The organism is Lentzea miocenica (assembly GCF_033949945.1).
Classification (GTDB): domain Bacteria; phylum Actinomycetota; class Actinomycetes; order Mycobacteriales; family Pseudonocardiaceae; genus Lentzea; species Lentzea miocenica.
Genome location: NZ_JAXAVW010000025.1, coordinates 113,830 through 125,717 on the forward strand (window position 1 = coordinate 113,830; position 11,888 = coordinate 125,717).

Genomic DNA, 11,888 nt, shown 5'->3' on the forward strand with positions numbered 1-11,888 from the left:
CGGGTCGCAGCTGGCCCCGGTGGGGATCCGGCAGTGCGCAGGGCATGCTCCCGTTGGTGCACAAGCGCTTGGCGTCCAGGCCCGGCAGATGGCCGTCGTACGTCTGACAGACCCTGTTGAGCCGCCACGACCAGCGGCATGAGCGGACTTTCGTCATGACACGAACGAAGCGCTGCGGCGGTACTCGCTAGTTCGCATCTGGTTGGCGTGGTTGAAGTTTTGTGGCGTGGGCGATCCATGCCTGCAGAGCGTCAGCCTGATCATCTTGGGCAAGGTCGCGTAACACCACGACGAGGTTGCGTGCTGTGCGCAGAGTGTTGGGGTGGTTCTCGCCGAGCACACGGCGTCGCCGGTTGAGGGTGTCCTCGTTGAGTTCGCGTGCGGCCCCGCAATCACCCAACTCGCGCAGGTGGATGGCCAGGTTGTTGGCGGAGCGCAGAGTGCCGGGGTGGTTCTCGCCGAGCACACGGCGCCGCCGGTTGAGGGTGTCCTCGTTGAGTTCGCGTGCGGCCTGGTGCTTGCCCAGCTTCCGCAGGTTGATGGCGAGATTGTTGGCGGAGTTGAGGGTGTTGGGGTGGTCGTCGCCGAGCACACGGCGCCGCCGGGCCAGGGTGTCCTCGTCGAGTTCGCGTGCGGCCTGGTGCTTGGCCAGCTTCCGCAGGTTGATGGCGAGATTGTTGGCGGAACTCAGGGTGTCGGGGTGGTTTTCGCCGAGCACACGGCGCCGCCGGTTGAGGGTGTCCTCGTCGAGTTCGCGTGCGGCCTGGTACTCACCCAACCCCCGCAGGTTGATGGCGAGATTGTTGGCGGAAATGAGGGTGTTGGGGTGGTCGTCGCCGAGCACACGGCGCTGTCGGTTGAGGGTGTCCTCGTCGAGTTCGCGTGCGGCCTGGTACTCGCCCAGGGCACTGAGCCTGAGGGCGAGGCGGGTGTTGCTGTTGAAGGTCGTGGTGTGGTCGGGTCCGTGGTGGTCATGGGCGAGTCGGTGTGCGCGTTGAGCGTGTGGAAGGGCTTGGCGGGGCTGCCCGCTGGTTTCCAAGTAGTTGGAGATGCCGCTGAGCAGGTTGATGAGGGTGTCGCAGTGGGTGGCGAGCAGATCGTGGCGGTCGGGTGCGGTGGTGGTGAGCAGGTGTGGCAGCAGCCGGTGCCACTGCGGCCAGACCGCAGGGTTGTTCCACGAGTTCTCGGGCAGGCCACGGCGCAGCACGAGTGCGGCGGTGACCGGCCAGCCGGACCCGTGCGTGGTGGCCTGCGGATGGCGGGCGTCGTCAGGGCCGGTGCGCAGTAGAGCTGCGGGGATGCGGTGCAGCAGCAGGCTGTCGGCGTCGACCCGTGCCAGTGCGCGTTCGCGCAGCAGTCGCATCGTGTCAGCCATGCGCAGCGGGTCAGTGGCGACAGCTGCCAGGGGTTCGGGGAGAACGTCGGGATGGCCGGTGATCAGGGTGAGCGGGACAGGTTCGGGGGCGAGCCAAGCCAGCAGGGTGAGCAGTTGCAGCGCGGCGGGATCTCGCTGAGCGAGGGCGTCGAAGGCCAACGACCAGGACGCCGCCACCGGCATCGCGGTGTCACCGTCGGCGCCGAGGGTGACACCGCGATGCAGCAGGTCACGAGCCCGTGAGTCGAGCAGGCTCAGGTAGTTCGCCGGGGTGAGGGTGCTGTCGGCGAGCAGGGCGGCGGCCTGGTCCAGCGCCGAGGGCAGGTGGCCCAGTGTCCGGGTGACCTCGGCGATCTCGTCCGCGGTCAGGTGCGGTGCTCTGGCGGCCAGGAACCGGGCGGACTCCTCGGGGATGAACACGTCGATCGACACCGGGACGGCCACTCCCGCCCAGAACGGGTACCGGGAGGTGATCAACACCCGCACCTGACCTCCTGGGAGATACGGGGCGAGGGCTTGGGGATGTTCGGCGTTGTCGAACACCAGCAGCACCCGCTCCCGGTTTCGCAGCTCTCCCAGCACGCGCGGCACGGCCGCGCCGACCGGTTCGCTCGGCTCGGTCAGCCGCAACGCCTGCCCGAGTTCGGCCAGTTGCTGGGGGATCAGGTCGGGGTTCTCAGCGGCGATCCACCACACCACGTCGTAACCGGCGGCGTGCCGGTGCGCGTACTCGATCGCGGTGCTGCTCTTGCCGACACCACCCATTCCCTCGATGGCCCGCACCACCACCGGACCCGCGTCCAAGGACTCCGACAACTCCTCCAGCAGTTCCTCACGGCCGGCGAACCCCTGCAACCGGGCCGGCACCTTCCACACCGGCACGCCGCCCGGACTCGCGCCCCTGCCGGTGGTGACCGCGAAGTCCGGCAACGCGGTAGTGGCGGTCCGCAGTTCCGCCAACGCCTGGACAACCACGGCATCCAACTCCGCCGGCGTTCTCACCGTCTTGACGATCAGGCCGCTGTCGAGCATCAGCCGTCGCCGGAACGCTTCCTGGCGATCCCCGAACTCCGGATCCAGGAACAACACCCCAGGCCCCTCGGCCTGTTGGTCGAGCAGGAACACCAACCGCGGCTTGCCCAACTCCGTCGCTGCCTCGAACTCCAGCTCCGTGTACGACAACGACGGCCGATCCACCACCGGCGACCCGTACCGGAACCCGGCGACCAGCAGGTACACGTCACACTCGGCCACCCGCTCCCGGCACGACGCTGCCGGGGTGAGAACGCCGGCGGTGAAGTGCGCCATGTCCACCGGTGCGTCCCGGCCCCGCAGCACGGCCTTCTCCATCGCGTCGACGAACGACCCACCCTCGGGGTACTCCCGCAGCTCGGAGGTATGGCTGAGGAAGACCCGCCGAGGCGACACGCCCACCAGCACACCCCCGGAATCCAGAACACAGTTACATCCACATCGTCCCGACACCTCACTGCGTTGCACCACACGACACGCGACCATCGGCATGTCCGGTTGTTGAGGTCAGGTGGCGCTGACCATGTGGGCGGCGAGGGTGTTAGTTGGGGTGACGGTCGAGGTTCTTGGGTGCTCGGTCGTAGCGCATGGTGGTCCGGGGGTCGGCGTGTCGAGCGGCGATTTGGACATCGTGAAACGGGTCGGCAGGTGTCAGCCGATCCGGCTCGCAGGCTGGGACGTTACCGCTCGACGAACCATCCCCTACGGCACCGGCGTGCAGAACCTGTTGCTGCAGAACTGGAGTCGCCGCAGTCGCTGAGGAGCGTTCGTTCCGCGCGAATACCCCCGGCTCATGCCAGAACCTCGCCCCCTGAACAGCGTTGCTGGTGTGGCCCGAGCTGACGGGCCACACCACCAGGGGTTTGCGGGCAATTCGACCGCACAGTTCAACGCACTTACCTGCCCTGCAGTGGCACGTCGGTGGGTCATGGACTCCATCAAGGTTGGACCGAGCCGACGGGTCACGGTTCTCAAGCCAAACCGCCTGGCATGTCGGGCCGAAATACTGTTCGCTGCACAGACCCGAACGCTCACCGCCTCTGGAGCGATCTCAGCTGTCAGTAGTAGTTGCCGTTGGAGGGAGGGTCTCCGACCTTCAGGTTGACCAAGCCGCCTTCCATGGCGCCGATGGCGTCCAATGTGACCTCAGCGGTGTCGTCGTCGGTCGTGTCGGAAGCGGTCAATTCGGGATTGCTCGGTTCAGTCGACATCAGGCGTCCTCTCGTCGTTGCGGGAGCCGGCCCGGGGCGAGTGCGGCCTCTTCGACGGTGTCCCCGCGAGCCCATGGCCGAGTTCGACAACGATACCGTTGGCGTGTCGACACACATGCGCCGTTGACGCGCTTTCTCTCCTCCGTCGCGACGAGCAGGCAATTTGCGCCGGCTGGTCGACGCCAATGCGTAGCTACGGCTTTGAGCACGAAAGATCGCCGCAAGCGCCCGCTCATCGGCATGACCGTGAGTTCCCGGCGAGGTACTCGGAGATGGCTGACGGCTCAACACTTGGCACATCGACGGCGGGCACGCTGATCGACTCCGCTGGCGGGCGGCTGGAGCCGGCAGCCGAGCGCTCGCCCGGCTAGAGCCAGTCGTGGCGCTTGTAGGTCGAGGAGAGAACGCCGAAGCCGAAGTAGGTGGTGGTGGGCAAGCTGTCGAGGAATTGGCGAGTCGAGTCGGCGAGCAGGTCCTCGATGAGCTCCCGGTGCGTGCACATGCCGTCCGGTGCTTCGAAGTGCAGGAAGCCACCGAACGAGCCGACCTCCGACCGCAGGTAGAGCTCGGCCAACGCGTCCGGCATCGGCACCCCGTGTTTTCCGCGAACACGGCGATGTCAGCCGTCGTGACAACGCCACCGGTTCCGGACACCGACACCCCAGGCCACATGGCGGGCCAGCCTAGCCCGACACGGGTCGAAGCTGGCCCCGGTGGGGATCCGGCAGTGCGCAGGGCATGCTCCCGTTGGTGCACAAGCGATCGGCGTCCAGGCCCGACAGATGGCCGCCGCACGTCTGACAGACCCCGTTGAGCCGACACGACCAGCGGCATGAGCGCGCGGTGTCGGTCGTCATGTCAGCCCACGAAGGTCGCCACAACGGGTGCGGCGGCGTTGATCCGTGGAACACATGCGCGGGTTCGGGAGTTGGGGATGGCATGAGTCAACTCGTGGACCGCACGATCACCGTCCTGCGCGCCGAGCACGACGTGCTCGCCGGTCTCGTCCGCACCCTCACCGACCACCAGCTGGCCTTCACCAGCGGCGCCGCGGAGTGGACCGTCGCCCAGGCTCTGTCCCACCTCGGCAGCGGCGCGGAGATCGGCCGTGCGCCGATCGCCCTGGCCGCCGGAGAGACCGTGGCGGCCGAGGACAACCAGACGATCTGGGCCCGCTGGGACGCGTCCGCGCCGCGCGCGCAGGCCGAGGGTTTCCTGGAGCACAACGGCCGTTGGCTCGACATGGTCGAGGCGCTCACGCCCGAGCAGCGCTCGTCGCTGATCGTCGACCTCGGCTTCCTGCCGGAGCCGGTCCCGCTGCTGACCGCCCTGGGCATGCGGCTCAACGAGGTGGCCAACCACTCGTGGGACGTGCGCGTGGCCTTCGACCCACACGCCGGAGTGAACGCCGACTCGGCCGCGGTGCTCGTCGACCTCCTGGCCGGGCCCATGGGCTTCATGCTGAGCTTCCTCGCGAAGCCGGCCGAGCTCGCGGCCCCCGTGTCCGTCGCGATCCCCGGCGCCGGTCTGGTGATCGACGACGCCGTCACCGTGGTGGACCACCTCGTGTCACCTTCCGCGACGTTCAACGGGCCGCAGGAAGCGTTCGTCCGTCTGATCAACGGCCGTCTCAAGGCACCGCACGACAACGGCGTCGCCGTCGAGGGCAGCGTCACGCTCGACGACCTGCGTCGCGTGTTCCCAGGCTTCTGACGGAACCACCAGGTGCCGGCCATCTCCGGGCGGCTCGGGCGATGAGGACGAGGAGAACTTCGCTGGCTTGTGGTTCGGGGCAGCGTGATGCTTCGCAGCGTGATGGTCGTCTTGTGCGACCGGACGATCGCGGCGCTGTGTGGTTCAGGAGCTGCTGCGGTAAAGCCGTTCGTAGGCGGCTTTGGCGCGCGCGTCAGCCTCGGCGTGTTTGGCGCGGCGGGTCCGTTCGCCGAGTCCGCGTGGAAAGCCTTGTTTGACGAGGCGTTGCTCGGTGGTGTGCCACATGTAGGTCATCGAGTAGAAGTAGCCGACGAACATGCCGAGCAGGATCGACAGGATCCGGATGTAGAGCGGTCCGGGCAGCAGGAGCAGCAGCAGGATCGGCGACATCTGGACGAAGCCGCGAACGAAGTGCCGTACCGCCCATGTGCGGCAGGTGACGTCGTGCAGCACCCACGGGTCGCATCGCTGCGGCAGGCGTCCGCCGAGCGCGTACCACAGCCACTGGAACGGATTGGGTCTGGTTCCCCGCAGTGTCATCGGGCGGCGTTCTCCTCGGCTGCTCTGCGGATGGCCGCGACGATCTTGCGGTTCGGCACGCCCTTGATCACGTATTCGACCACGCCGAGCTCGCGCAGTTCGGTCTCGGAGGGGGCGTCGATGAGGCCGCACAACGCGACGAGCCTGATCGCCGGCACCCGCTGATGCGTGCGGCGGATGGCGTGCAAGCCGTCGCCGGACAGGTGCACGTCCACCACGGCGACGTCCGGCAAGTGCTGTTCGGCCAGTCGGACCGCTTCGTCGGCTGTGCCCGCGACCGCGACCACATCGATGTCGGCTGTGCTGCGGAGAACCTCCCGAAGCGTGTCCCGGAAGAACGGTGAGGCGTCGGCGACGAGAACTCTGAGCCGGTCGGGAGTTCCGGTCACGATTGCGGTCCTGTCGGGCTGTGCTCTTTCGGACTTGCTAAGGTTAGCAAGTGCTGAAGCGTTCGACCAGTCGGGCTTCGCGTGGCTGGCAAGAGGTGTGCGGCTGAGCAGGCCGCTGCACCAGCTCAAGGCGCGAGCACGCGGCTGCGGAGACGACCGGGTTCACCGGCACCGCCCCGCTCGGTCAGGCTCGGGCCGCCGACCTCGGCACGCCCGGTTTCGTCGCCCGCGCAACAAGAGCTTCAACCTCTCCTACGTCGGCAACGACCTGTAGGGACACCCGGTCGGGTGTGTGCGGACTCGCACGCTCAAACAGTTGCAAACTTGTTTAAGTGCGCAGATCATTGAGTTCTTCGGACGAGGAGAGATGTTGAGGACGATGAGCGAGTTCGAAGCTGAGCTGCGGAACAAGGTCGCCGAAGCCTCGGAAACCCTGCGCGAAGCCTGGCAGGCGGGCCACGACTACGAGATCCACCTGCACAGTGCCCGGATCCGCGACCTGCTCGACCGAGCTGCCCAGCACGGCGTCGACACCCACGACTGGATCGACCCGGCGCTGCTGGAGAACTCCGGGCTGGGGCACTGACCGTGAGCGCACCATCGAGGGACGGCGTGGTCGCGGTGGTCGGCGGAATCGCTGCGACGACCGCGGTGCTGCGTCGTTACGCCGCGATCGTCGAAGACGAGGCGGGACTGCCGACCCGTGTCATCGCCTCCGACTACGGACTGCACGGCCTGTCGCCTGACACGGGCGCTGTGCTGCTGGTCCGGGCCACACCTGAGCGCGAGCAGAGGGCCCGCGACTCGATCGTCGACGTCCCGGTCCTCACCGACCGGGACGTCACCGCGATCGCCCTGACCGCCGCGTTGCTCACCACGCTGACGCGCGCCGGCAACGCACCGGAGACCAGCCGGGTCGTCATCGCGGGTGCCGGCACCATGCCGTTGCTCAGCCCGGTCCTGCTGGCCGCGGGAGTCCGTGACATCACCACCTGGAACCCGGTCGACGCGCTTGTGTTCCCGTTGCGCCGCATCGCCGCCGACGCCGACGCGGTGATCAACCTGGTCGGAGGGGGCGGCCGCTTCGCGTGGCCGCGGCACGCCGCACCGGCCGTGATCGTGCCGGACCCCGCTCGCGACCCGTTGCTGGCGCTTCCAGGTCTGCTGCGCGCGTTCAGCCGGCACCCGCGCGCACGCCTGACCCCGGACGTGCAGCACGCCTGTGCGATCGCGTTGTCCGCGGCCACCCCACCCGGCCAACAAGTACCCCGGCGTGCCGACGAGGCCCTCACCCGCCAGATCGCCGAAGCCGCGACGAACGCACTGCACCGAGGAGCCGCACGATGATCGCCCCCACCGTTCCCGGGCTGAACCCGGCGCCGGCCCGGCACCAGAGGTTGCTGGCATGGGTGTCCGAGGTCGCTGCGCTGACCACGCCCGACCAGGTGGTGTGGTGCGACGGCTCCCCGCAGGAATGGCAGCGGCTGACCGACAAGCTGGTCGAGGCGGGAACCTTCGTGCGACTGGATCGCAAGCCCAACTCGTTCTGGTGCGCCTCGGATCCCACCGACGTCGCGAGGGTCGAGGACCGCACCTACATCTGCTCGGCCGACGAAGCCGACGCGGGTCCCACCAACAACTGGATGGACCCGGTCGACATGAAGGTCATCATGACCGAGCACTACCGGGGCAGCATGGCCGGCCGCACCATGTACGTCATCCCGTTCTGCATGGGCCCGCTCACCTCTGACAAACCCATGCTGGGCGTGGAGATCACCGACTCCGAGTACGTGGTCGTCTCGATGCACATCATGACCCGCATGGGCAGCGCCGCCCTTGCACTGTTCGGCGACGACGCGGACTTCGTTCGCTGCCTGCACTCCGTTGGCGCACCCCTCAAGCCCGGCCAGGCCGACGTGCCGTGGCCGTGCGACCGGACGAAGTACATCACCCAGTTTCCCGAGGAACGCATGATCTGGAGCTACGGCTCCGGCTACGGCGGCAATGCCCTGCTCGGCAAGAAGTGCTACTCGCTGCGCATCGCCTCGGTGATGGCGCGCGACGAGGGCTGGCTCGCCGAGCACATGCTGATCCTCAAACTCACCTCACCACGGGGCGAGGTCCACTTCATCGCCGCCGCGTTCCCTTCGGCGTGCGGCAAGACCAACCTCGCCATGCTCGACCCCGCCCTCCCCGGCTGGAAAGTCGAAACCCTCGGTGACGACATCGCCTGGATGCGCTTCGGGGACGACGGCCGCCTCTACGCGGTCAACCCCGAGAACGGCTTCTTCGGTGTCGCGCCCGGCACCGGCTGGAACACCAACCCCAACGCCATGCTCGCGCTGGCTCAAGGCAACTCCATCTACACCAACGTCGCGCTCACCGACGGCGGCGACGTCTGGTGGGAGGGCTGCTCCGACACCTCGCCGGACTACCTGACGTCCTGGCGCCGTGAGGACTGGACACCTGAGTCCACCGAACCGTCCTCGCACCCCAACTCCCGCTACTGCACACCGATCGTCCAGTGCCCGATCGCCTCTCCCGAGTGGGACGACCCCAACGGCGTGCCGATCTCGGCGATCTTCTTCGGCGGCCGCCGCGCCACCACCGTGCCTCTGGTCGCCGAGTCGTTCGACTGGCAGCACGGCGTTTTCATGGGCGCCACGCTCTCCTCGGAGACCACGGCGGCTGCGACCGGTGAGGTCGGTGTGGTGCGCCGCGATCCCATGGCGATGCTGCCGTTCATCGGCTATCACGTCGGCGACTACTTCCAGCACTGGATCGACACCGGCAAGAACGCCGACACCACCAAGCTCCCGAAGATCTTCTACGTCAACTGGTTCCGCCGCGGTGACGACGGCCGGTTCCTCTGGCCGGGATTCAGCGAGAACGCCCGCATCCTCAAATGGGCCGTCGACCGCATCGAAGGTCGCGCCACCGGGTTCCAGACCCCGATCGGCTGGGTTCCCGGTCCGAGGGATCTCGACCTCGACGGCCTCGACACGCCGCACGAGGACATCAGGCAGGCGCTGAACGTCGACGACGACGAGTGGCGCGCCGAACTTCCACTGATCGAACAGTGGTTCGCCGCCATCGGGGACAAGCTCCCCACTGCCCTGCAGAACGAACTCGACGCGCTCGAACACCGCCTCGGCTGACGGGGGTGCTCACAGGCCAGTGATCATCAGGTCGTCGACGTCGAAGCTCAGCCTGTTCCGCACGGTGATCACACCCGGAACCCCGCGTGCGATCCACTCAGCTCGCTCGGTCGCGCTGTGCAGGCAGAGCGTCCCGTCGAGCGTGACCACCCCGCCTGACACGTGCACCGTGACCCCGCGCGCTCTTGTCGAGGCCGGCAGCAGCCGCAGTTCGAGATCGGCGCGAATCGCGTCATCGCCACGCAGGAACAGCCGCAGCGCGTCACGTCCGGTGAGCGCCCCCACGAGCGTGCCCGCACCGTTCACCACACACAGCAAACTCGCGTGTTCACCCGCGAGCAGCCGTAGCGCGGTACACAGACTCACGTCGTCCGTCACGGTCGCGACCGGAGTGGTCATCAGGTCAGCCGCGACCGTCGCGGACGACTTGCGCCACCGCACCCGCCTGTGCGTGCCCGCCAGCACCGGTGGGTTCTCCCCGCCACCGTGGAACTCCAGCTTGGCCGCCAGATCCGCCTCCGACACCACGCCGACCGGGTGGCCGGCCGAGTCCACCACCGGGATCGCGCTCACCTCGTGGACGATCATCATGCCGACGAGCTCCTTGAACGAGCTGTCCAGTGCCGCGGTGACGACCCGCCGGCACATCACGTCCGCCGTCTTCGGCTCGTTCATGCCCGCCCTCCCACAGCCGTGCGAGGCGACCAGGGTTGCTTACTTGCTAAGATTAGCAACTGCTGAACCTCGTCGAAAGGCATCCCGAGTCGCAACAACAGGGATCAACCAGGGAGGATCAGCACCATGACGACGGCCGGCCGGAAGGGGCTTCGATGAGCAGGCCCCTCTATCAAGTCAAGGCGGAGTTCTTCAAAACCCTCGGCCACCCAGCACGCATCCGGGTGCTCGAACTGCTCAGCGAGCGCGAGCACTCCGTCGCGGAGATGCTGCCCGAGGTCGGTATCGAGGCAGCCAACCTCTCCCAGCAGCTGGCCGTGCTGCGCCGCGCCGGACTTGTGACCACCCGCAAGGAAGGTTCCAACGTCTTCTACTCGCTGACCAGCCCCCACGTCGCAGAGTTGCTCGCCGTCGCCAGGCGCATCCTCACCGGAGTCATCACCGGCCAGATGGAGCTCCTCGAGGGCCTCCGCGCACCTGCCACCGCCGCGCCGCGCGGCCGGGCCCGCAAGCAGCATTGAACTGGCCCAGCCGTGCGGGGTGGCGATCGCGGCGGTTCGCAGTGCGGGGCTGAAGAAACTCGATCCGGCACCACGCCCGGTCGTTCTCTAAGACGGAAGACCTGCGAGTTCACTGCTCGAGCAGGCCGGGACCGAAGACCTCGTACTTGACGTCGTCCGTGTGCGTCCCGCGGCGGAGCAGCGCGGCGCGCACGTCGCGCATGAAGGTGATCGGGCCGCACAGATAGGCGATCGCGCCGGCAGGCAGCGGAAGCGCGTCCACGTCGACGCGACCGGCCTGCCCGCGTTCGTCACCGTTCTCGTACCAGGTCAGTTGCCGAAACCCGGCGAGGCGGGCGTACTCCGTGCGATGCGCGTGCCGCTCCGCCGAGATCTCGGCGTGGACGGCGACGACCGTGCGGGTCGGCTGCGTGGCGGAGATGTGGTCGAGCATCGACAACATCGGGGTGATGCCGATACCAGCGCTGATCAGCACCACGGGCCGGTCACCGGGCTCGAGCGTGACCTCACCGGCCGGAGGACCGAGCAGCAGGGTGTCGTCGGCCTGTACGTGGTCGTGCAGGAAGTTCGACACCGCACCGTCCGGGGCGACGCCCTCTCCACGAACACGCCGCACGGTGATGCGCAGCTCGCCGCGACCGGGTGCCTGCGACAGCGAGTACTGGCGCGGCTGCCGGTGCCCGTCCGGCAGGTCGACCGCGACGGACACGTACTGGCCCGGTTCGAACGCGGGAACCGGCCCGCCGTCGTCGGGCACCAAGGTGAAGGACGCCGTGTCGGCCGCTTCCTCGTCGCGCTTCGCCACGCGCCAGGAACGCCACAGCGTGTCGGGGGAGACGCCCGCCTTCTGGAACAGGCGTGCCTCGGCGGCGATCAACGAGACGGCGAACAGCCAGTAGACCTCGTCCCAGGCGGCCGCGACCTCCGGTGTGACGGCGTCACCGAGCACGGTGGCGACGGCGCCGATGAGGTGCTTGCCGACGATCGGGTACTGGTCGGGCCGCACGCCGAGCGAGACGTGCTTGTGGGCGATGCGTTCCGCGATCGGGCCGAACGGCGTCCCGTCGAGCAGGTGCTGTGCGTACGCGATCACCGCCGAGGCCAGTGCGATCTGTTGCTTGCCGCTGGCCTGGTTGCCGCTGTTGAACAGGTTCAGCAGTTCCGGGTGTGCGGCGAACATCGACGGGTAGAACTCGGCGGTGATCTCGGTGGCGTGGTCGCGGACGACGGGCAGGGTCGCGCGGATCACGGCGGCCGAAGCAGCTGAAAGCACA

The 11,888-nt window shown here is 68.0% G+C and carries 12 protein-coding genes; 5 read left to right on the forward strand and 7 right to left on the reverse strand.

Annotated elements, in window-relative coordinates:
* Positions 1-187: 187 nt before the first annotated feature.
* The 3 genes from fxsT to SK803_RS28800 form a co-directional block, all read right to left on the reverse strand.
* Complete coding sequence (fxsT, locus tag SK803_RS28790) at positions 188-2,809, reverse strand: FxSxx-COOH system tetratricopeptide repeat protein (RefSeq protein ID WP_319969255.1); 2,622 nt, start codon at positions 2,807-2,809, stop codon at positions 188-190.
* 656 nt (positions 2,810-3,465) lie between these two features.
* Positions 3,466-3,618 carry a hypothetical protein gene (locus SK803_RS28795; RefSeq protein WP_319969256.1) on the reverse strand — a complete coding sequence of 51 codons (153 nt, stop codon included), beginning with the start codon at positions 3,616-3,618 and terminating at the stop codon, positions 3,466-3,468.
* Between the two features lie 367 nt (positions 3,619-3,985).
* Positions 3,986-4,204 carry a hypothetical protein gene (locus SK803_RS28800; RefSeq protein ID WP_319969257.1) on the reverse strand — a complete coding sequence of 73 codons (219 nt, stop codon included), beginning with the start codon at positions 4,202-4,204 and terminating at the stop codon, positions 3,986-3,988.
* A 353-nt stretch (positions 4,205-4,557) separates the two neighbouring features.
* On the opposite strand from SK803_RS28800, the gene SK803_RS28805 reads away from it, so the two are divergent.
* The gene (locus SK803_RS28805) at positions 4,558-5,331 is read left to right on the forward strand and encodes a maleylpyruvate isomerase family mycothiol-dependent enzyme (RefSeq protein WP_319969258.1); all 774 of its coding nucleotides are present in this window, start codon (positions 4,558-4,560) and stop codon (positions 5,329-5,331) included.
* A 144-nt stretch (positions 5,332-5,475) separates the two neighbouring features.
* Here the strand turns inward: SK803_RS28805 and SK803_RS28810 are convergent, their stop codons facing one another.
* The gene (locus SK803_RS28810) at positions 5,476-5,871 is read right to left on the reverse strand and encodes a DUF5313 family protein (protein ID WP_319969259.1); all 396 of its coding nucleotides are present in this window, start codon (positions 5,869-5,871) and stop codon (positions 5,476-5,478) included.
* Positions 5,868-6,260 (reverse strand): response regulator, encoded by a 393-nt coding sequence (locus SK803_RS28815; RefSeq protein ID WP_319969260.1) that lies wholly within the window; start codon positions 6,258-6,260, stop codon positions 5,868-5,870. Before SK803_RS28815 ends, SK803_RS28810 begins: the two co-directional genes overlap by 4 nt.
* Positions 6,261-6,639: 379 nt before the next feature.
* On the opposite strand from SK803_RS28815, the gene SK803_RS28820 reads away from it, so the two are divergent.
* Genes SK803_RS28820 through SK803_RS28830 form a run of 3 tightly spaced genes read left to right on the forward strand, consistent with a single transcriptional unit; the run spans position 6,640 to position 9,418 of the window.
* On the forward strand, positions 6,640-6,846 hold the full coding sequence (locus SK803_RS28820; RefSeq protein WP_319969261.1) for a hypothetical protein: 207 nt from the start codon (positions 6,640-6,642) through the stop codon (positions 6,844-6,846).
* Between the two features lie 2 nt (positions 6,847-6,848).
* Positions 6,849-7,607 (forward strand): hypothetical protein, encoded by a 759-nt coding sequence (locus SK803_RS28825; protein ID WP_319969262.1) that lies wholly within the window; start codon positions 6,849-6,851, stop codon positions 7,605-7,607.
* A complete protein-coding gene (locus SK803_RS28830; RefSeq protein ID WP_319969263.1) occupies positions 7,604-9,418 on the forward strand; it encodes a phosphoenolpyruvate carboxykinase (GTP) in 1,815 nt (604 codons plus the stop codon). Before SK803_RS28825 ends, SK803_RS28830 begins: the two co-directional genes overlap by 4 nt.
* 9 nt (positions 9,419-9,427) lie before the next feature.
* On the opposite strand, the gene SK803_RS28835 is transcribed toward SK803_RS28830, so the two are convergent.
* Positions 9,428-10,093 carry a CBS domain-containing protein gene (locus tag SK803_RS28835; protein ID WP_319969264.1) on the reverse strand — a complete coding sequence of 222 codons (666 nt, stop codon included), beginning with the start codon at positions 10,091-10,093 and terminating at the stop codon, positions 9,428-9,430.
* Positions 10,094-10,248: 155 nt separating this feature from the next.
* Between SK803_RS28835 and SK803_RS28840 the strand changes: the two genes are divergently transcribed.
* Positions 10,249-10,614, forward strand: coding sequence for an ArsR/SmtB family transcription factor (locus tag SK803_RS28840; protein WP_319969265.1), 366 nt, complete (start codon positions 10,249-10,251; stop codon positions 10,612-10,614).
* Between the two features lie 109 nt (positions 10,615-10,723).
* On the opposite strand, the gene SK803_RS28845 is transcribed toward SK803_RS28840, so the two are convergent.
* Positions 10,724-11,887, reverse strand: coding sequence for a globin domain-containing protein (locus SK803_RS28845; protein WP_319969266.1), 1,164 nt, complete (start codon positions 11,885-11,887; stop codon positions 10,724-10,726).
* Position 11,888: the final 1 nt, after the last annotated feature.